17 protein-coding genes and 3 pseudogenes are annotated in these 20390 nt (G+C 64.0%); 7 read left to right on the plus strand and 13 right to left on the minus strand.

Going from position 1 to position 20390, the window contains the following annotated elements:
• Positions 1–76 precede the first annotated feature (76 nt).
• From THL1_RS28060 to THL1_RS28075, 4 genes are read right to left on the minus strand one after another with little or no spacing between them, the layout of a single operon-like run.
• On the minus strand, positions 77–1273 hold the full coding sequence (locus tag THL1_RS28060; protein ID WP_069086290.1) for an ABC transporter permease: 1197 nt from the start codon (positions 1271–1273) through the stop codon (positions 77–79).
• Positions 1273–2484 (minus strand): ABC transporter permease, encoded by a 1212-nt coding sequence (locus THL1_RS28065; protein ID WP_069086291.1) that lies wholly within the window; start codon positions 2482–2484, stop codon positions 1273–1275. The genes THL1_RS28060 and THL1_RS28065 overlap by 1 nt, the downstream gene beginning before the upstream one ends.
• Positions 2484–3167: an ABC transporter ATP-binding protein gene (locus THL1_RS28070; RefSeq protein WP_069086292.1), complete on the minus strand. Its 684-nt coding sequence runs from the start codon at positions 3165–3167 to the stop codon at positions 2484–2486. Before THL1_RS28070 ends, THL1_RS28065 begins: the two co-directional genes overlap by 1 nt.
• Positions 3164–4318, minus strand: coding sequence for an efflux RND transporter periplasmic adaptor subunit (locus THL1_RS28075; RefSeq protein WP_069086293.1), 1155 nt, complete (start codon positions 4316–4318; stop codon positions 3164–3166). The genes THL1_RS28070 and THL1_RS28075 overlap by 4 nt, the downstream gene beginning before the upstream one ends.
• 351 nt (positions 4319–4669) lie before the next feature.
• Here THL1_RS28075 and THL1_RS28080 point away from each other — a divergent pair, with 351 nt between their 5' ends.
• On the plus strand, positions 4670–5578 hold the full coding sequence (locus THL1_RS28080) for a D-hexose-6-phosphate mutarotase (RefSeq protein WP_069086294.1): 909 nt from the start codon (positions 4670–4672) through the stop codon (positions 5576–5578).
• Between the two features lie 211 nt (positions 5579–5789).
• On the opposite strand, the gene THL1_RS28085 is transcribed toward THL1_RS28080, so the two are convergent.
• Positions 5790–6323 (minus strand): DUF3299 domain-containing protein, encoded by a 534-nt coding sequence (locus THL1_RS28085; protein ID WP_069086295.1) that lies wholly within the window; start codon positions 6321–6323, stop codon positions 5790–5792.
• 85 nt (positions 6324–6408) lie between these two features.
• Entirely contained in the window at positions 6409–6654 is a 246-nt protein-coding gene (locus tag THL1_RS28090; RefSeq protein ID WP_069086296.1) for a GlsB/YeaQ/YmgE family stress response membrane protein, read from the minus strand.
• Positions 6655–6798: 144 nt separating this feature from the next.
• On the opposite strand from THL1_RS28090, the pseudogene THL1_RS30020 reads away from it, so the two are divergent.
• Positions 6799–7333: pseudogene (locus THL1_RS30020) on the plus strand (transposase); the annotation flags it as partial.
• A 28-nt stretch (positions 7334–7361) separates the two neighbouring features.
• Here THL1_RS30020 and THL1_RS28100 read toward each other — a convergent pair.
• A complete protein-coding gene (locus THL1_RS28100) occupies positions 7362–7982 on the minus strand; it encodes an SCO family protein (protein ID WP_069086297.1) in 621 nt (206 codons plus the stop codon).
• Positions 7983–8022: 40 nt separating this feature from the next.
• Positions 8023–9798 (minus strand): multicopper oxidase family protein, encoded by a 1776-nt coding sequence (locus THL1_RS28105; RefSeq protein ID WP_083246031.1) that lies wholly within the window; start codon positions 9796–9798, stop codon positions 8023–8025.
• Positions 9799–10448: 650 nt separating this feature from the next.
• Between THL1_RS28105 and THL1_RS30025 the strand changes: the two are divergent.
• A pseudogene (locus THL1_RS30025) lies at positions 10449–10738 on the plus strand (IS630 family transposase); the annotation flags it as partial.
• A pseudogene (locus THL1_RS31525) lies at positions 10726–11058 on the plus strand (IS5/IS1182 family transposase); the annotation flags it as partial. The pseudogenes THL1_RS30025 and THL1_RS31525, both read left to right, overlap by 13 nt.
• A gap of 66 nt (positions 11059–11124) precedes the next feature.
• Here THL1_RS31525 and THL1_RS28115 read toward each other — a convergent pair.
• Positions 11125–12210, minus strand: coding sequence for a 5-(carboxyamino)imidazole ribonucleotide synthase (locus THL1_RS28115; protein ID WP_069086300.1), 1086 nt, complete (start codon positions 12208–12210; stop codon positions 11125–11127).
• A 3-nt stretch (positions 12211–12213) separates the two neighbouring features.
• Positions 12214–12705 (minus strand): 5-(carboxyamino)imidazole ribonucleotide mutase, encoded by a 492-nt coding sequence (gene purE / locus THL1_RS28120; RefSeq protein WP_069086301.1) that lies wholly within the window; start codon positions 12703–12705, stop codon positions 12214–12216.
• Between the two features lie 455 nt (positions 12706–13160).
• On the opposite strand from purE, the gene THL1_RS28125 reads away from it, so the two are divergent.
• A complete protein-coding gene (locus THL1_RS28125; protein WP_145928406.1) occupies positions 13161–14111 on the plus strand; it encodes a fimbrial protein in 951 nt (316 codons plus the stop codon).
• Positions 14112–14126: 15 nt separating this feature from the next.
• On the opposite strand, the gene THL1_RS28130 is transcribed toward THL1_RS28125, so the two are convergent.
• Positions 14127–15035: a LysR substrate-binding domain-containing protein gene (locus tag THL1_RS28130; RefSeq protein WP_069086303.1), complete on the minus strand. Its 909-nt coding sequence runs from the start codon at positions 15033–15035 to the stop codon at positions 14127–14129.
• A gap of 180 nt (positions 15036–15215) precedes the next feature.
• Here THL1_RS28130 and THL1_RS28135 point away from each other — a divergent pair, with 180 nt between their 5' ends.
• Entirely contained in the window at positions 15216–16640 is a 1425-nt protein-coding gene (locus THL1_RS28135) for an aspartate ammonia-lyase (RefSeq protein ID WP_069086304.1), read from the plus strand.
• A gap of 118 nt (positions 16641–16758) precedes the next feature.
• Here THL1_RS28135 and THL1_RS28140 read toward each other — a convergent pair whose 3' ends face one another.
• On the minus strand, positions 16759–17763 hold the full coding sequence (locus THL1_RS28140; protein ID WP_237234721.1) for an IS110 family transposase: 1005 nt from the start codon (positions 17761–17763) through the stop codon (positions 16759–16761).
• Positions 17764–18170: 407 nt separating this feature from the next.
• The gene (locus THL1_RS28145) at positions 18171–19637 is read right to left on the minus strand and encodes a PLP-dependent aminotransferase family protein (protein WP_069086305.1); all 1467 of its coding nucleotides are present in this window, start codon (positions 19635–19637) and stop codon (positions 18171–18173) included.
• Between the two features lie 100 nt (positions 19638–19737).
• Here THL1_RS28145 and THL1_RS28150 point away from each other — a divergent pair, with 100 nt between their 5' ends.
• Positions 19738–20370 carry an FMN-binding negative transcriptional regulator gene (locus tag THL1_RS28150; RefSeq protein ID WP_069086306.1) on the plus strand — a complete coding sequence of 211 codons (633 nt, stop codon included), beginning with the start codon at positions 19738–19740 and terminating at the stop codon, positions 20368–20370.
• Positions 20371–20390: the final 20 nt, after the last annotated feature.

Here is a 20390-nt window from a genome sequence, read left to right on the forward strand (position 1 = left end):
GCGCCGCGCGCACCAATAACTCTGATTCCGACGGCAACTCCGCCCGGTGCGCATGGCGCACCCTACAGTCCGGCCCTCATTCCAGGCGCAACGCATCCACCGGATGCAGCTTCGCCGCGCGCCGTGCCGGTGCCAGCCCCGCGCCAATGCCGACCATGGCCGACAACAGCAGCGCCAGCAGCACCAGCGGCAGGTCCAGGCTCAATGGAAGCCCGGGTACCGTCCAGCGCAGCAGCCCGACCAGCATGAAAACCACCGCCACCCCCAGCACGCCCCCCAACAGCGACAGCAGCGTCGCCTCGACGAGGAACAGCGCCAGCACCTGGCGCGGCGCGGCGCCAACCGCGCGGAGCAGGCCGATCTCGGCGGTACGCTCGCCCACGGTGGTGGTCATGATGGTGAGAATGCCCACCGCCCCCACCAGCAGCGAGATTCCACCCAGGGCGGCGATGCCCAGGGTCAGGGTCGCGAGGATGCGGTTGAGGCTGCCCAGCAGGTCGCTCTGGGACGTCAGGCGGAAGTCCTCACGGCCGTGGCGTTCCACCAGCAGCCGGCGCACTGCGGCAGCGAAGGCCTCGGCCGGGGCGCTGTCATCGAACAGCACATGGACCTTCACCAACCCCTCGCGGTTGAACAGGTTCTCCGCCCAGTCCACCGGGATGTAGGCGATGTCGTCCAGGTCGAACCCCAGCAAATTGCCCTTGCTCGCCATCACCCCGATCACCCGGAAGCTCATGCCACCCACTCGTACCCGCTGGCCTACCGGATTGGCGCTACCGAACAGTTCCTCACCCAGCTTCGAGCCCAGCACCACGTAAGGCGGCGTGCGGCCATCCCGCGAGGGCGGCAGGAACTGCCCCTGGGCCATGCGCACGCGCCAGGCGGCAGCCAGTTGCGAACCGCTGCCGAGGATATCCACCCGCCGTTGCCGCACGCCGGCCTGGATGTCGCCGTTACCCTGGATGATCGGCACCACCGCTTCGGCATGGGGCAGGCGCCCCAGGGCATCCGCGTCGGCGATGGTCAGCGGCCGCGCGCTGGCGAGAATCCCGCCAATGCCACCCGTGGGCAGGGTGCCGGGGCGTACCGTGACCACCCGCGTGCCGAACTGGGCGAAGCTATCCAGCACCCGGCTGCGCACGCCCTCGCCCATGGCGGTGAGCAGGGCCACGGCGGCGATGCCGATGGCCACGCCGAGCAGGGTCAACAGACTGCGCGTGGGCTGGCTGGACAGGGCCGAGCCACACAGACCCAGACAGTCGCGCCAGCGCATCAGCCGCTGCCTTGCGGACGCAGCGCCTGCACCGGGGCCTGGGCCGCGGCGTGGCTGGCCGGCAGCCAGGCGAACAGCAGTGCCGCGACCAACGCCAGGGACGGTGCACCGAGCCGCGCCCACCAGGGTGCGTGCAGCGGCAGGTCGCTGGCCAGGCGGCCGACCCAGAGCAACAGCTCGCCCAGGGCCAACCCGGCACCCGCACCCAGCAGTGCCAGCATCGCGGCCTCGCCGAGGAACAGCAGGCGAACCTGCATCGAGCTGGCGCCGATGGCCTTGAGCAGGCCGATTTCGGCGGTGCGCTGCATCACCGCGATCCAGGTGACATTCATGATCAGGATGCCCGCCACCAGCAGGCTGATTGCGGCGATGCCAGCAAGCGCCAGCGTCAGGCCACTGAGGATGCTGTCGAAGCCGGCGAGCATGGAGTCCTGGCTGAGCAGGGTGACGTCCTCCTCCCCCCGATGGCGGTCGACCAGGGTGGCCAACACCTGACGCCGGGCGCTGCTCATGTAGCTGGTCCCACGGGCTTCGACGAACACCCGGAACAGCCCTTCGCGGTTGAACAGGACCTCGGCGCTGGCCACCGGGACGATCAGCGCGTCAGAGAAATCCATGCCCAGCGACTCGCCGCGCTCATCCAGCACGCCGATCACCCGGAAGCGCCGGTCGCCCGCGCGCAGCCATTGGCCAAGCGCCGGCGCATCACCGAACAACTCACGGCGCAGGCCGCTGCCGATCACACAAACCTCCTCCGCCTGCCCCGGCTCCAGTTCCGGTAGCGGTTGGCCCTGGGCGAGGCGCAGTCGGCGGATGGCGAAGAAGGCACGGTTAGTGCCCAGGGCCAGGACCTCGCGATTGCGATTGTCGCGGCTGACCTCCAGTTGCCCAGCGTGCAACGGCGCGACCCGGCGCACCGCCGGCAGGCGTTCGAGCGCGGCCGCATCGGCCTGGGTCAGGGCACGCGGGGCCATGCCGGTAATGGGCGGCATGCCGCCGGTGGTTTCATTGCGGCCGGGAAGGACGATGAGGATGTCGCGCCCGAGCAGGGAGAACTCCCCCAGCACATAAGCGCGCGCGCCCTCCCCCAGGCCACCCAGCAGGGTGACGAAAAACACGCCAACGGCCATCGCCAGCAGCAGCATCGCGCTGCGCGAACGGTGCCCACGCAGCGCGCCAAGCCAGAAGCGACAGGCGTCGAGCGGGTCCATCAGGCCGCCCCCTGGCGCCGGTCGCTGAGGATGCAGCCATCGCGCATCTGCAACTGCCGGTGGGCGCGTGCGGCATGCTGGGCGTCGTGGGTCACCAGGATCAGGGTCAGGCCTTCGGCGTTCAGCTCCTCCAGCAGGCTCACCACTTCAGCGCCGGACTGGCTGTCGAGGTTGCCGGTGGGTTCATCGGCGAGCAACAGGCGAGGCCGCATGACCATGGCGCGGGCGATGGCGACTCGCTGCCGCTGGCCGCCAGACAGCTCCGCCGGGTGATGCCGCAAACGCTCGCCCAGCCCCAGGCGCTCGGCCAAGCGCTGGCTACGCCGGCGGCGCTCTGCAGGGTCGATGCCCGCCAGCAGCATGGGCAGCTCGATGTTCTCCAGGGCCGTCAGGCGCGGGATCAGGTGAAAGGACTGGAAAACGAAGCCGATCAAACGGCTGCGCAGGGCCGCACGGCGCTCTTCGCCGAGGCCGGCCGTAGGCTCCTCATCCAGCCAGAACTCGCCGCTGTCCGGCGCATCCAGCAGGCCGAGGATGTTCAGCAGGGTGGACTTGCCCGAGCCGGAAGTGCCGGTGATCGCCAGGTACTCGCCATCGGCCACGTCCAGGTCGAGGTGATCGAGGCCGCGCACGTGCTCCTCGCCCAACTGGAAGCAGCGGCTGACCTGGTGCATGAGGATCACGGCGCCGGCTCCTGAGGATCACCGCTTGGGCTAACCACACTGCCGTCAGCCAAGCCGTCGTGCTGCAGGCTAGGCAGGATACGGTCGCCCGCCACCAGCCCGCCCTTGACCTCGCTCCAGCGCCAGTTGGCCAAGCCAATTTCCACCTTCTGCTCACGCAGGTGGCCGTTGCTCGGGTCATAGCGCAGCACCTTGCCACCCTCCAGCAGGCTTTCTGTGGGCACGCGCAGGGTCTGCTTGCGTTGCGCCAGGAGGATTTCCACATCGGCGCTGTAGCCACTGAGCAGTAACAGGTCGGTCGGCACCCCCTCGAACTTCACTTCCACGTCGACGGTGCGCGCCTGTTTTTCCAGCTCGCGGACGAACGGCGCGATGCGGCTGACCCGGCCTTCGAAACTGCGCCCGCGAAACGCATCCAGGGTGATGCGCACCGGCATGCCGGGACGCACCAGCGCGGCATCCACTTCATCGATGGGCGCTTCGACGTACAGGCACTGGTCGTCGATCAGATCCACCGCCGGCGGGGTCGGGATGCCCGGCGGCGACGGGGTCACCACCTCGCCCAACTCGCCATTGATCTCGGCAACTATCCCGGCGAACGGCGCGCGCAGCGTGGCCTGGTCCAATTGCGCCAGTTGCAGGTCGAGGCTGGCCTCGGCCTCGCGGATCTTCGCCTCTCCACCGCTGCACAGCAACTGGGACAGCCGCGCGCGAGTGGCGCTCTGGTCCAGCACGTCCTGAGCGGCCAGCTTGCGTTCGGCCAGGCGGTCGAGGCGCTGCATGTCGCGCTGATCCTGGGCGGCCTGGCGGCAGCTCTGCTCACGCAGGTTGCGCTTGGCATCGAGGCGCGCGCGGGCTTCTTCCACCCGTGCCTGCAGGTCGTCCTGGCGCAGGCGCATCAGCACATCCCCAGCCTGAACCCGCTGCCCGGCATGGATCAGCAACTCACTGACCTGGCCACCGGACTTGAACGATAAATGCGCCCGCCGACAGGCTTTCACAGTCCCGGCACGGGTATTGGCCACCAGGTTTTCCACCGCGCCATTGGCCACTTCCAGCAACTGCACCGGCACGGGCTGCGGACGCGACCAGAAGCCCGCCAGCATCGCCAGACAGGCTGAAATAGGAATAATTATCAGTAGCTTGCGCATGGCATCGGCTCCACTTGCGAGCGGGTTAACAGAGTCTAGGTGCGCCGATGGCAGCCTCTGCCGGCACCAACGTGCCGACTTCACCCGGTTCCGGGGCAGGACCGCCCGGAAATGAAGACCTTAGCGACAGATCACGCCTAGCGCTCCAGCCGGGGCCCCTGACCACGCATGTCAAAATGCCGACAAGTGGCCCGAGAGTTGCGAAGGCAAAATGCGAACGCGTCAAAATCCGATCACTCGCAACCTGAAGGCCAGACCGCGGGTCGAATGCGGAGAAAGCACTTGCCGCCTCTGCCATGCTGGTTCGAAATAGCAGATGGCGACCCGACAGCACAGCAAGCGGAGATTGCGATGTACGACGACACCCTGCCCACCGTGGAACAGCTTGAGGTGGATGAACTGGTCTGCTGGCGGGTACATACCCGTCATGCGGAATTGCTGATGACCCAGCAAGGCGCACAGGTGCTCAGCTACCAACCCCATGGCGAGGAGCCGGTGATCTGGCTCAGCGGCCAGGCGGCCTACCAGAAGGGCAAGGCGGTACGTGGCGGCGTGCCGGTGTGCTGGCCCTGGTTCGGCGACCTGCGGCGCAACCCCGCCGAAGTACAGGGTATGCATCAGGGTGGCCCAATCTGCCCCGCCCATGGTCTGGTGCGCGAGCTCGACTGGGAGCTGCTGAACATCGACACCGACGGCCCCGCCGTCCACCTGGCCTTCACCCTCGACAGCCGCAGCCCGCTGCTGCCCGGCTGGCCCCATGCCGCGAAGCTGCGCCTGGACATTCGCCTGGGCGAGCAGCTGCAGCTGACGCTCTCCAGCCACAACACAGGCGACAGCCCTCTGGCGATCAGCCAGGCGCTGCACAGCTACTTCGCCGTCAGCGATATCCGCGAGGTTGAAGTGGAAGGCCTGGACGGCTGCCGCTACATCGAAACCCTGGAGAACTGGCAACAGCGCCAGCAGCAGGGCGCTATCGCGTTCCATGGCGAAACCGACCGTATCTACCTGCACACGCCCAAGCGCATGGCGATTCTCGACCGCGCCTGGAAGCGCCGCATCGAGCTGGAGGTCGAGGGCTCGTCCTCGGCTGTCGTCTGGAACCCGTGGATCGACAAGTCCAGGCGCCTGTCGCAGTTTTCCGAGGACGCCTGGCAAGGGATGCTCTGCATCGAAACCGCGCGGGTGATGGATGATTGGCTGGTCGTCAAGCCCGGCGAAACGCACCAGATGGTGCTCAACATCGCCAGCAAGCCGCTCTGATCCGCGGTGGCGAATTCATTCGCGATGCAGTCCCGTAGGGTGGATGGCGCTCTTCCATCCACCAGCGAAGTCCGGTCTAACTACGGTCTACAAAGGCAGTTTGTAGGATGGGTCGGGCGGCGTTCCGCGAGCTTGCGAAACCCATCAAATCCGCACCGCATGGGTATCGCTCCGCTCGACCCATCCTACAAAAGCACCACAACCTGCGGGATCAAAGGTCGCTCTCTTCCACCAGCCGCACGCTGCCGGCATCCATGGCGTAGGCGGCATCGGCCAGGTCGTTGCTGACCTGCTCGACCTTCAGGGTGCCGTCGACCCAGATGGGCGCGTAGATGTCATCGAGCTGGATGCCCTTGGGGTAACGCACCAGCACGATCTGGTTCGGCGGCGGCGGCGGGACGTGGATGCACGCGCCGGGATAAGGCACCAGGAAGAACAGCGTGCTGCGACCCCTGGCGTCGCTTTCCAGCGGCACCGGATAGCCGCCGATGTGAATCTGCTTGCCGTCCAGGGCCGCAACCGTCTTGGCCGAATACATCACCGCCGGCAGGTCTTTCTGCTGCTTGAGGCCGCCCTTCTGGACGAAATTGCCATCGGCCTCGGGGCTGTCGTGGCTGATTTCCGGCATGTCCTCCAGCGCCTTGCGGTCCTCTGGTGGCATCAGCTCCAGCCAATCGGATTCGGGAAGTTCGGCGCGGGCAAGGGTGCAGCAGAACAGCAGGACAAGGCAGGTAAGACGGCGCATGGGGGAAACTCGCGGACAACGGCGGGAAGCAGGCGCTAAGACTAGCGCCGACGCGCTCCGGTTCCCAGCCCCGCGAATGGCGCAGCTAGCTTTTTCGCACCAGGCCGTAGATCACCAGCAGCACCACCGCGCCTATCACCGCACCGATGAAGCCCGCGACCTGTCCGGCCTGGTAGATGCCCACGGCCTGGCCGCCGTAGGTGGCCAGCAGCGAACCACCGATGCCGAGCAGGACCGTCATGATCCAGCCCATGCTGTCGTCGCCGGGTTTGATGAAGCGTGCGATCAGGCCCACGATCAGGCCAATGATGATGGTGCTGACGATGCCCATGGCAGGTCCTCCGCAGGTTGGGACACGCCTGAGACTAGTTGTCACCTGGGCGGGCCGCCATCGACCGCCCCGGGCAGGGGCGGTCGCAGGAGGGTCAGGACTCGGCGATCAGCGCCTCGACAGCAGCGATCTGGCGCTCCAGGGTGGCGCGGTCTGCCGAAGCGTTTTGGTAATTGGCACACCATCTACACCCGCATGAGTCGCTGGTCTAAGGCAGGTGTGCTGGATCGGGTGTTTGCGCAGCTGCAGCAGTCCCAAATTGTGCGAATCAAGATCGAGGCCGTGTCATTGGATAGCACCAGCGTCAAGGTGCATCCAGATGGCACTGGCCCTCAATCTATCGGAAGGTCCCGAGGCGGTTGGAACACCAAGATTCATTTGGTTGCCGCAAATGATCCAACGGCCAGTGCACCTGCTGATAGATCGCGCCTACGAAGGCAATGAGACCAGGCAGCTTGCTCTGGACCTAGGCTTTATCCCCGTGGTTCCACCACTGAAAACCTGCATTGATCCCTGGGCATATGACCGAGAAATCTATAAGCGCCGAAACGAGGTGGAGCGCCTATTTCGGCGTCTGAAAGGATTTCGCCGATTTTTCTCCCGCTTTGAAAAGCTCGACGTAATGTTCATCGGCTTCGTTAACTTCGCCCCGATCGTCGACGGGCTGAAATTGTGTTAACAGGCCATGATCGATAACTCATACCGGTTCAATAAACCGTAAGCACGACGGCCCTGTCCACATGATTGATGGTGGCGAGGATCTGCTCCGGCTCAGCCAGCGCGGGCGCCATGGTCCAACGCTGGTAGGCATCGTTGCCGATGCGCAGAATGCCGGAATGGTTCGCCTTATTGCCGTCGACCAGCGGGTCGGGACTGTAGAAGCCGAGGCTAAAGCGCAGTTGCTCGATGTCGGCGGGCGCGCCGGTCAAGAACCACCAGCCGGGCTCGATGTGGTGTCTCTCGACGTACGCCTTCAGGATCTGCGGCGTATCCAACTCAGACTGCAGGCTGATCGAGTACATGAACACGTCGCGGCCGACGCGCTTGCCCAACAGCTGCTGCACCAGCCGCAGGTTCGCCGTCGTGGTTGGACAAATCCCGGTACACGAGGTGTACATCATGTTGATGGCGACCACCTTGCCGCGGATCAGCTCATCGTAGAACCTGACCGCCTGGCCTTCGTGGGTATACAGCGACGTGTTCGGGAAGTAGCCGCCGTCCGCAGCGCCGCGACGAGCGCGCTGCGGTTCTTCGCTGGCCCCGGACCAAGCGGCCACGCCGAGCGCGGCGGCGCCCATGCCGACTAAGAGATTTCTGCGAGTGTTCATCTGCAATCCTCCTGACCTGTGAGCGTTGCTGCCGCCTCACTTAGCCGCTGCCGCTGCTACCGCCGCCGCCGCCGCCGCCGCCGGGGCCCTGGTTGCCGCTTTGCACCACGATGTCAAAGCGCAGCATCATCGCGTGATCCTCGTGGATCAGGTTGTGGCAGTGCATGAGGTACTTGCCGAGGAAGTCGCGGAAGCGGATGAACACGCGTACGGTCTCATCCTCGCCGAGCAAGAAGACGTCCTTGCGGCCTCGCTCGTGCAGCGGCACCGCCACGTTTTTCCCCTCCCGGGTCCTGCTGAGGATGCGCCCCTCCTCGAAGTGGATGTGGATCGGGTGTTGCCAGCCGTCGTCGTCATTGCTCAGTTCCCACACCTCGGCGGCGCCTTGGGGGATCTGGGTGCGCTCGGATTGCACGTTGAACAGCCTGCCGTTAATCACCCACACCCCGCGGTCGTGGTCGAAATCCCAGCGGCGCACTCGCGCGGCGGCGATTTCGGCGAGACTGAGTGGCGGCAGCGGGCGCAGCGTCGCCGGTACCTGGCTCAGGTCCTGCTCCGGCGGGAAGCGGTCGACGATGAACTTGAGGATGCGCGGGCCATTACTCCTGAGGCCAGTGCCATCGGGGCCGCGGGTGCTGCCCTGACGGACCCGGTTGATCAGATAGAGTTCGGTACCGATCGGGTAGCGGGAAAAGTCCACCACTATGTCGGCGCGCTCCGCCACGGAAAAGCTGACCAGGGTCTGGTTCAGCAGCGGGGCCGGCAACAGGTTGCCGTCGTTGGCGATGTAGGTGAAGGTCTGCCGCACATTGCTCGGCGTGACCAGGGACAGGCCGTAGAAACGACTGGGCCCGACATTGAGCAGGCGGAAACGGTACTTCCGCGCCGCCACCTTGAGCACCGGCTCGATCTTGCCATTGACCACCACCTTGTCGCCGAGCACTCCGTCGGGGTTGATCTGGTCGTAGAACAGGATGCCGTTGGCGTCGAAGCGCAGATCGGCAAAGCTCAGCGGGTAGTCGTAGGGATGGCTCGGCAGCCGCAGGGCGCCGGGGGTGGGATCACGCTCGTTGCCCGAGTCCAGCGGGTCGAAAATAAAGTAGAAGCCGAACAAGCCGCGCACCAGGTTCGGTGCGGTGAAGTCCATGGTGTGGTCATGGTAGAACAGCGTGCCCAGGGCCTCGTTCGGATCGCCGATGTGGTTTTGCAGCTGGTCGTAGCCGGCATAGATGTTCGGGTAGAAGTGGTCTTTGAATGCCCCAGGCGCCGTCAGGGTCGGGCCCGCCTTGGTCGCACTGTAGTAGTCGCCCGCGAAGCCATCGCTCTCCGACGGCGTATGCAAGTTGTGCAGGTGGGTGGAGATCTCCGGGGTGCCGAAACCGACATGATTCTGCGGCAGTTGGTTGCGTATGCGGCAGAGGATCGGCCGGCCATAGCGCGCGAAGATCGTCGGGCCTGGGCTGGTCGCACCCGGCGTGGTGCCTTCGTAACCCCAGATCGGTTGCGGCGAATAGGCCGGGTTGAACACCCAATCGGGACGCTCCTTGGCCTTCAGCTCGTACAAGAGCGGCGCTACGCCGAGCGCACTGATTAGCTCGTTATAGCGTTGGTGCGGGGCGCGCCCCGCTTCACCGCCTGCAGTATTCGGCGCCACGGTGGGGGCGGGGTTGAGAGCGGCGACCGCTGGCAGCGGGGTGATCGCGGAGGGGAGCTGCTCCCGCCACGGAATCGTGGGCGGGCTCGGAGGGAATACCGGGGGCTCTGGATCATCATCGGCGACAGCGCGGCGCCCGTTCAGGAGTAGCGGCGTCAGCATGGCGGCAGCGCCGAGCTTAAGGAACGAGCGTCGCGCCTTGACATCGGCTGAGTCTTGCGGATTCGGCAGTAGACCTTTTCTGTGCCTCAAGCCTGTAGCTTTCATGGCGGTCCCTCTCTCAGGCGGTTTGCTCCTCGCTGATTACCGTCCCGCACCTGATATGGCGGCGCAGCTCCGTGTTCAAACCAGGAACGCGGCGACCGGGCATTGGGATTACGCCCGCAGCCGAGCGCCCCCGAACCGCTTTCGCGTATCAGCGCTCAGTCGTAAAGAAGCTGTGCGTTGACGACAAAGGACAAACGGCGGAGTGAAGTTGTTGTAAGGGGTCACCTTGACGGACCGAGAAAACGCCGCTTGGTGGGGGGCTCCATCAGGCGAGTGAGTCGCGCACGGTCCATGATTTTTCCCGTCCTTGTGCCGGCTCTAGCATGGGCATGCACCACCCTCTCCTCTGCATCACAACGCCCTGCAAAAAATCAAACACCTAGGCTGAATTGAAAAATGTTGCTAAAAATGTCGATAACTAGTTTAGATCAGAATCGTTCCTGATAAGTATGCAAATAGCTGTTCTGCAAGAAGTTCTATAGACCGTTATGGTGCGCTGATATTAATCAGGCAATCAAATAGGCATATTAGAAATATCTGCCTCCATGAAAAAAGATGCCCGCAAACTCAGATCTCAAGAACAGCGTGAAAAGCGCTTCACTGCCCTGCGCATGCGTGAGCATGGGTTACACCTGGCGTCCATCCCCGTACCGTCGCTCACTGGGTGCAGGTCGCAGAGCACAAAGGTACGACTGCTGCCATCAGCGGTGGCCAGCGTGGCGTGCGCCAGGGGGATCGGCGCAGCTTGAGCCCCAGCCAGGAAGTGCTGATTCGCACTCTGCTGACCGAAAAGATGCCCGATCAGCTCAAGCTCGGATTTGCGCTGTGGACGCGCCTGCAGGTCGCGATCTACTTCGTAAGCCAGGCGAACAAGAACGACCACTGCACCTGCTGATAGATCGCGCCTACGAAGGCAATGAGACCGGGCAGCTTGCTCTGGACCTGGGCTTTATCCCCGTGGTTCCACCGCTGAAAACCCGCATTGATCCCTAGGAATATGACCGAGAAATCTATAAGCGCCGAAACGAGGTGGAGCGCCTATTTCGGCGTCTGAAAGGATTTCGCCGAATTTTCTCCCGCTTTGAAAAGCTCGACGTAATGTTCATCGGCTTCGTTAACTTCGCCCCGATCGTCGACGGGCTGAAATTGTGTTAACAGGCCCTAGTTGTCACCTGGTCGGGCCGCCATCGACCGCCCCGGGCAGGGGCGGTAGCGGGAGGGTCAGGACTCGGCGATCAGCGCTTCCACCGCCGCGATCTGACGATCGAGGGTGGCGCGGTCAGCGCAGCGCAGGGTGGCGTGGCCCACCTTGCGGCCGGCCTTGAAGGCCTTGCCGTAATGGTGCAGGTGGCAGTCGGCAATGGAAATCACCTTATCCACAGCCGGCACTTCGCCAATGAAGTTGAGCATGGCGCTCTCGCCGACCTTGGCGGTGGAGCCCAGCGGCAGGCCGGCAACGGCGCGCAGGTGGTTCTCGAACTGGCTGCACTCGGCGCCTTCGATGGTCCAGTGGCCGGAGTTGTGCACGCGCGGGGCGATCTCGTTGGCCTTCAGGCCGCCATCCACTTCGAAGAACTCGAAGGCCAGCACGCCGACGTAGTCCAGCTTGGTCAGCACGCGGCCGACGTAGTCCTCGGCCAGGGCTTGCAGTGGATGCTCCGTGCTGGCGATGGACAGGCGCAGGATGCCGTTGTCGTGGGTGTTGTGCACCAACGGGTAGAAGCGGGTTTCACCATCACGGGCACGCACCGCCACCAGGGACACTTCGCCGGTGAAAGGCACGAAGCCTTCGAGGATGCAGGGCACGCTGCCCAGTTCGGCGAAGGCGCCGGTCACGTCCTCGGGCTTGCGCAGGACCTTCTGACCCTTGCCGTCGTAACCCAGGGTGCGGGTCTTGAGCACCGCCGGCAGGCCAATGCTGACAGCGGCGGCATCGAGGTCGGCCTGGGACTGGATGTCGGCGAAATCCGGGGTGGGGATGCCAAGATCCTTGAACATCGACTTTTCGAACCAGCGATCGCGGGCGATGCGCAGGGCCTCCGCGCTCGGGTACACCGGCACGAACTGCGAGAGGAAGGCCACGGTCTCGGCCGGCACGCTCTCGAACTCGAAGGTCACCAGGTCCACTTCATCGGCCAGTTGGCGCAGATGGTCCTGGTCGCCGTAGTCGGCACGGATGTGCTCGCCGAGGGCCTGGGCGCAGGCATCTGGCGCGGGGTCAAGGAAGGCGAAGTTCATGCCCAGCGGGGTGCCCGCCAGGGCCATCATGCGGCCCAACTGGCCGCCACCGATTACGCCGATCTTCATGACTCAGGCCTCACGCGGGTCCGGGTTGTCCAGGACCATGTCGGTCTGCTCGCGGCGGAAATCCTTCAGCGCGACATGGTATTTCGGGTACTTGCCACCGAGGATGCTGGCGGCCAGCAGGGCTGCGTTGATCGCGCCGGCCTTGCCGATAGCCAGGGTGGCGACCGGGATGCCAGCCGGCATCTGCACGATGGACAGCAGGGAGTCGACGCCCGAGAGCATGGACGACTGCACCGGCACACCCAGCACCGGCAGGTGGGTCTTGGCGGCGCACATGCCCGGCAGGTGGGCGGCACCGCCGGCACCGGCGATGATCACCTCAATGCCACGGCCTTCGGCCTCTTCGGCGTACTGGAACAGCAGGTCCGGCGTGCGGTGGGCGGATACCACCTGCACTTCATAGGGGATGCCCAGCTTGTCCAGCATCTCGGTGGTGTGGCTGAGGGTGCTCCAATCGGATTTGGAGCCCATGATCACGCCTACCAGTGCGCTCATCGTCGTGCCTCGTAATGGTCGAAAAACCAACAAGCCACGCAATGGCGTGGCTTGTTATGCAATGGGGGCCGAGCTGCGGGGCGCGCTGCCGGCCGAAGGCCGCGCAGTATAACGCAAAGCCGCGCCCGGCGTGCATTTGGCCTTACTGCTCGTCCAGAGCCCGGCGCGGCTTGGCGGGACGGGGCAAAACCTTGCTCCAGAGCAAGGCCCGCGTCGGGTAGCGGCGCAGAAAGGAACAGCGAGCGGCATTGGCCGCCCGCTGGTTTAGTGCAGGTCAAAAGATAAATTACGAAAAGGAAGAAACGGCCTACATTCAGCCCGGAATTAACTCATCGGATAAACAGGCTCCAGACTACTGAAACAACATAACGCCTCGACCAGAATTATCGCCCGACTGAAGTTTGCCGCTCAAAGCAATAGGCGCTGAACTTTTGGCAATAATCCAGAGGTAAAGAATGAACATGCGAAAGACAGGGGACAGAAAAAATAGAACAGGCAGCGACTTACTTTTGCGAATTATCGCAGGAACGATTCTGGTTTGTGCAGGGTTATTCTTCTGGTCCGCCAACGCCGTGGAGATAACGGTAGACCGCGCAGAACCTGAGCCCGGCGGAGTCAGATATTACTTCACCGTAAAGAACTGGACAGAGTTCGACCATGATGTACGAAGCTGGTGTGACATAGCTGCGTGGAAGGAAGCTCCCTGCGCGATTGAATTCGGCGCACTTCGCACCCCTCTTGATATCGAGGGAATAGTTCTCAGCGCGAGCGGCTGGGCAATCCAGCACAGATCGAGCGATACCATGGGTTCCCTACTGACGAAGCTGAGCAAGAGAGGCTTTTGGGTGCCCTACAGCAGTTCGGTATTGGTACCCAATGAGAAAATAACGAACAGCTTATGCATCGGCGTGAAGGCCACCACAATCATAGTGGCTGCCTCTCCATCCTGGGCCCCTTGTACACCGGTGGGTCAACATCAACTTGTAAGCTGTGAGCCAGCCCTGCAGCAGAAAACTGTCAGCATGGGTAACGTGAGCCCGGATACCCTTCGCCAGGGTAATGCACCCATCAAGACTTTCACGATCGACGTGAATTGCGTCGGCCACACAGGCTCGGGCGCCGGGAGCGTGCGCATGTACTTTCTGGGCGACTTCACATCGCCCGGATTCCTCAGCCTTGATCAATTGCCGGGCACTGCCAAAGGGGTCGCACTGCGCTTGAAGAACCAGGACAATTCGGACCTCAGGTTTGGCCGCAACTACATACAACCCATTCCGAAACAACATGGCGAAGGAAATTTTGAGGTGTACACCTACACCGGCAATGCCCAGTACCAGAAGACGACCAATGACATTTCGAGCGGAGTGGCCAACGCCTCGCTGACCTACGCCATCGAATACAACTGAACTACCGGGCGGCGCTCAGCCTTCGCCGCCCACCCCGGCTTCCAGCTTGCGCCAGAGCAGGCGGATCGCCGCCTTGCGCACCAGGGCGCAGCGGTACAGGCGGATTTCCAGCGGCACGTGCCACTGACTGCCGCCACAGACCACCAGGTCACCACGCGCCAGTTCGGCCTGGGCGCTGAAACGCGGCACCCAGGCCACGCCCAACCCTTGCAGCGCCATGCTCTTCAGGCTGTCGGCCATGGCGGTTTCGTACACCGTGGTCGAACGCAACGCACGCTGGCGCAGGAGGATGTTCACCGAACGGCCGAGAAAGGCGCCGGCGCTGTAGGCCAGCAGCGGCACGCTCTGGCCGCTGTCCAGCTCGAAGAGCGGCTTGCCGCTGGCGTCCACCGCGCACACCGGCAGCATCTCGGTACGTCCCAGGTGCATCGACGGGAAGATTTCCGGGTCCATCTGCAACGCCGCATCCGGATCGTAGAAGGCCAGGATCAGGTCGCACCCGCCCTCGCGCAGGGAATGCACGGCCTCACCGACGTTGGTGGCGATGAGGCGACTGGCAATGTTCAAGCCGTCGGCCCGCAGCCGCGCAATCCACTGCGGGAAGAAACCCAGCGCCAGGGAGTGCGCGGCGGCAAATTGCAGCACCTCGCCCTGCTGGCCCTCCAGGTGGTGCAGGTGGCGCACCACGTCCCCCAGTTGCTCCACCATGCTGCGCGCGGTGACCAGAAACAGTTGCCCGGACTCGGTCAGCTCGATGGGCGTACGCGAGCGATTTACCAGGGTCAGCCCCAATGCCGCCTCCAGGCTACGGATACGCCGGCTGAAGGCCGGCTGGGTGACGAAACGCCGCTCGGCGGCCTGGGAAAAACTGCGGGTATTGGCCAGGGCGACGAAGTCCTCCAGCCATTTGGTTTCCAGGTTCATCAGTGATTTCCAACATGCTCGATTTTGGTGCACACGTCCGCAGACCAACCCGCGTCACTCGTGCATTATGCCGATTGTGCATGACCCAGCGAATAACAGCATTGGCCGGACGAATGGCTGCAGGCCTAGATTATTAGGCATCGCGGCGCTAGCCGTGCTCCTTCAGAGATGAATGACATCATGTCCTCCGCTGCATCCTTCCGCATCGAAAAAGACCTGCTCGGCACCCTCGAAGTTTCCTCCGAGGCCTACTACGGCATCCAGACCCTGCGCGCGGTTCATAACTTCCGCCTGTCCGGCGTGCCGCTGTCGCACTACCCGAAGCTGGTCGTCGCCCTGGCCATGGTCAAGCAGGCCGCTGCCGATGCGAACAAGGAACTCGGCCACCTGCCGGCCGACAAGCACGCCGCCATCAGCGAAGCCTGCGCTCGCCTGATCCGTGGTGACTTCCACGACCAGTTCGTGGTGGACATGATCCAGGGTGGCGCCGGTACCTCGACCAACATGAACGCCAACGAGGTGATCGCCAACATCGGCCTGGAAGCCATGGGCAAGGCCAAGGGTGAGTACAAGTACCTGCACCCGAACAACGATGTGAACATGGCGCAGTCCACCAACGACGCCTACCCGACCGCGATCCGCCTTGGCCTGCTGCTCGGCCACGACGCCCTGCTGGCCAGCCTCGACAGCCTGATCCAGGCCTTCGCCGCCAAGGGTGAAGCCTTCGCCCACGTACTGAAAATGGGCCGCACCCAGCTGCAGGACGCGGTGCCCATGACCCTGGGCCAGGAGTTCAAGGCCTTCGCCACCACCCTGGGCGAAGACCTCGACCGCCTGCGCCGCCTGGCGCCCGAGCTGCTGACCGAAGTGAACCTGGGCGGTACCGCCATCGGCACCGGCATCAACGCCGACCCGCGCTACCAGAAGCTGGCCGTCGAGCGCCTGGCAGCCATCAGCGGCCATCCGGTGGTACCGGCCGCCGACCTGATCGAAGCCACGTCCGACATGGGCGCCTTCGTGCTGTTCTCCGGCATGCTCAAGCGCACCGCGGTCAAGCTGTCGAAGATCTGCAACGACCTTCGCCTGCTCTCCAGCGGTCCGCGTACCGCCATCAACGAGATCAACCTGCCGCCGCGCCAGCCGGGCAGCTCGATCATGCCGGGCAAGGTCAACCCGGTGATCCCGGAAGCCGTCAACCAGGTAGCCTTCGAAGTCATCGGTAACGACCTGGCCCTGACCCTGGCAGCCGAAGGCGGCCAACTGCAGCTAAACGTGATGGAGCCGCTGATCGCCTACAAGATCTTCGACTCGATCCGCCTGCTCCAGCGCGCCATGGACATGCTGCGCGAGCATTGCATCGTCGGTATCACCGCCAACGAAGAACACTGCCGCCGCCTGATGGAGAACTCCATCGGCCTGATCACCGCGCTGAACCCGTACATCGGTTACGAGAACGCCACCCGCATCGCCAAGCAGGCCCTGGAAAGTGGCCGCGGCGTGCTGGAACTGGTGCGTGAGGAGAAGCTGCTGGACGAGTCCATGCTGGCCGACATCCTCCGCCCGGAAAACATGATCGCCCCGCGCCTCGTGCCGCTGAAGGCCTGATCAGGCAAACGAACTCACTAGGAGGGGCCTCGCCCCTTCATCCTTCAAGGATGGCGCAAGCCATCCTTTTTTTTGTCTGTGGAAAAGTGCCGCCGCGCCGTAGATACCGTCTTGTTTTTTACTTCGCAATAGCCAGTTTGGGATCAAACGGCTCGCCTGATTTAAGCACGCCATAAGCGATGCATAGCAGCTTGCGCATGGCTGCGCAGACGATCTGTTTGCCGGCCTTACCGGCGCTGCGCATGCGCTCGGCCAGCGCGCGGATAGCTGGGTTGTAGGTCAGGGATACGACGGCTGGCAGATAGAGTCCTGCGCGCAACCTGGCAGAGCCCATCCGCGAGATACGAACATGGCCCTTGAGCGTGCCTGAGTCTTGCAACTTCGGGTTCAGTCCTGCAAAGGCGGTGACCGCTCGACTGTCCTCAAAGCGCTGGATATCGCCAAGCTCGGCCAGCAAGAGTCCCGCGGTTCGGTCTGCAATGCCATCGATGCTCTTGAGCAGGTTCCGTTGCCCCTTGAGATCATCGTTGTCGTCGAAGTGTTTTTCGATCGCCGCCAGCGTGTCCTGGATCTGTTGGCGGATGTGCTTGAGCATCGACTGAATCAATTCAATAGCTTTGTCATCATGCGTCACATCCAGACGGTTTTGCTCCATCTGCTCCAGCTCCTGAAGATCTTTCAGGCGGTGCGTAAGTGCTCTGAGGCGGCGAATCTTCGGCTTTTCAGGCTCCCAGGCACGCAGCTTGTCCTGATGCCTGCGGCCGTACTCTGCAATCATCTTGGCATCGACCTTGTCGGTCTTCACGCGCTGCAACTGGCTACTGGCGTAACGCGCCGTCTGGCTAGGGTTTAGCACGCAGACCTTGTAACCCCGTTCGTACAGCCATTGGGCAAGGGCCTCGTGGTAAATACCTGTCGCTTCCATCACGACCCAGGCCTGCGGCTCTGCGTACTTGCTCAACCACTGCTGCAAAACTTCGAAGCCGCCCTGGTCATTGCCCAGCTTGGCCTTGGTGCGGTACTTGCCGTTGGCTTGCAAGGTGGCGATATCGAATGTGTGCTTGGCAATATCAATGCCGACAACAACTCCCATCATGTCCTCCTGTGAAGGGCTGATCGTCACTGCATCCGTCCTACCTTGTTGATGCGAGCTCAAAGCTCTGGATACCGTTCGGACTTACTGGATGAGTGCGGAGGAGCGCAGCGCAATCTACGTTACAAGCTCGAGGCTTTAGGGTGGACACGGCTTGCGGTTCCTCCCCCGATGATCAGTCGGGGACTATCGCCTCTGAGGAGGCTCAAGTCGAGATACAAGGGTGGACAGCGCGCACCGATTCCAATCCCAAACCAGGCCTCATTGCCAATCCCACGCATTGCCTGGTGCGCATGGCGCACCCTACAAATGCCACGCTCGCCGGCACCTGAGTGGCAATCAGCAACGGGTCGTAGGGTGCGCCGCGCGCACCGATTCCAATCCCAAACCAAGCCTCATTACCAATCCCATGCATTGCCTGGTGCGCATGGCGCACCCTACAAATGCCACGCTCGCTGCAAGGTGTGGATCGCCTCGGCGATCTGCGCTTCCGGCACGGCGGCGAAGCCCAGCACCAGCCCCGCTCTGTTATCCACAGGCTCGGAACTGTTTTCCAGCCAGTATTCGCTGAGCCCGTTCATTTCCACGCCTGCGCCACGAGCGGCGGCCAGCAGTTCCCGCTCGCGGGCCAGGCTGTCGACCCTGATGCACAGGTGCAGCCCGGCCTCCACCGAGGGCATGGGCGCGCAGCCGGGAATCGTGTCCGGCCAGTCGCGCAACAGGGCATCGCGGCGGGCACGGGCGGCCTGGCGCATGCGCCGCACGTGGCGCTGGAAATGGCCGGCAGCAATGAACTCAGCCATCACCGCCTGGGTACCGACTTCCGAATGGCGCATATCCAGGGCCCGGCGCTGGGCGAAGGCCTCCGCCAGGGCCGGCGGCAGCACCAGGTAGCCCAGGCGCAGCGCGGGGAAGGCGATCTTGCAGAAGGTGCCGACGTAGATCACCCGCCCCTGCCGGTCCAGCGAGGCCAGGGGCGCCAGCGGGGTTCCGCTGTAGCGGTATTCGCCGTCGTAGTCGTCTTCGACTATCCAGCCATCGCGGCGCTCGGCCCACTCAAGCAGCTCCAGGCGCCGCGCCAGGGACAGGGTCACGCCGGTGGGGTACTGGTGCGAAGGGGTGACATAGACCAGCCGGCAATCTTCCACAGCGGCCAGTGCGGCGCTGTCCAGGCCGTCGTTATCCACAGGCACGCCACACAGCTCAGCCCCGGCCACGGCGAAGGCATGGCCGGCAGCGCGGTAGCCGGGGTTTTCCACAACCACGCGGTCACCGGGCTGCACCAGCAACTGGGCACAGAGGCTGATGGCTTGCTGGGCACCACAGGTGATCACCACCTGTGCCGGATCGCAGGCCAGTCCGCGACTGCTGCGCAGGTAGGCGGCCACCAGTTCGCGCAGGGCCCAATCCCCGGCCGGGTCGCCATAGCCAAGCCGTGCGGGCGACGGCTTGCGCCAGAACCTCGCGTGCAATCGCGCCCAGGTTTCAAAAGGGAACAGGTCAAACGCCGGGACACCGATGCGGAACGCCCGTGGTGCGCCGGTCACCGGCAGCGGCAGATGGTGGTTCTGCAATCGCGCCAGTGCCGGACCCGCCTCGGGGCCGGCGGGCGCGGGCTGAGACTCAGGCCGCGCTGTGGATAACTCTGCCACGTAAGTGCCGTCGCCCACCCGTCCTTCCACGTAGCCTTCGGCGTAGAGCTGGTCGAAGGCGCGGGTCACGGTATTGCGCGAAATGCCCAGTAGCGCCGCCAGGTCGCGGGTGGCCGGCAAGCGCGTACGGCTACCCAGCCGGCCATCGAGGATGCGCTCGCGCAGGGCCTGGTAAAGCTGGCGCGACAGCCCCTGTTGCGGGTCCAGGCGGATGCCGGAAAGGTCGACGGGAAGACGTGGTGTGGCTGACATGATTGGCCTTTTATTGGACCTATCGAACTGACAGGAAATGGATCTTACAACAGGCCAATATCCTGCCTAGCATGAAGCCATTCCGCCAGGAGAAGCCTCCATGTACGTCCCCACCGCCTTCCGCCAGGAAGACCTCACCCAACTCCATGCCCAGATGCAAGCCACTGGCCTCGCGGTGCTCACCAGTGCGGGCAGCAAGGGCTTGCAAGCCAGCCATCTGCCCCTGCTGCTGGAGCCGGGCGACGGAGAATTCGGCACGCTTTACGGCCACTTCGCGCGCGCCAATCCGCACTGGCGCGACCTGGCCGAGGGTGCCGAAGCGCTGGTGGTGTTCTCCGGCCCGGATGCCTACGTCACGCCCAGCTGGTACCCGGCCAAGGCCGAGCACGGCAAGGTGGTGCCCACCTGGAACTACATCGCCGTGCATGCCTGGGGCCAGGCCGAGGTGTTCGATGATCCCGAGCGTCTGCTGCAGCTGGTCAGCCGTCTCAGCGACCGCCACGAGAGCGGCCGCCAGCAGCCCTGGTCAGTAACGGAGGCGCCCCGCGAGTACCTCGACAGCATGCTCCGCGCCATCGTCGGCTTCGCCCTGCCGATCCGCCGCCTGGAGGGCAAATGGAAACTCGGCCAGAACCGCCCGGCCGCCGATCAGGCTGGCGTACGCAAGGGCCTGAACGCCTCGGCCAACCCGCGCGACCGCGAACTGGCCGCGCGCATGTCCCTTATCGACTGACCCCAGCAAGGAAGGAACCC

This window comes from Pseudomonas sp. TCU-HL1 (assembly GCF_001708505.1).
Lineage (GTDB): Bacteria > Pseudomonadota > Gammaproteobacteria > Pseudomonadales > Pseudomonadaceae > Metapseudomonas.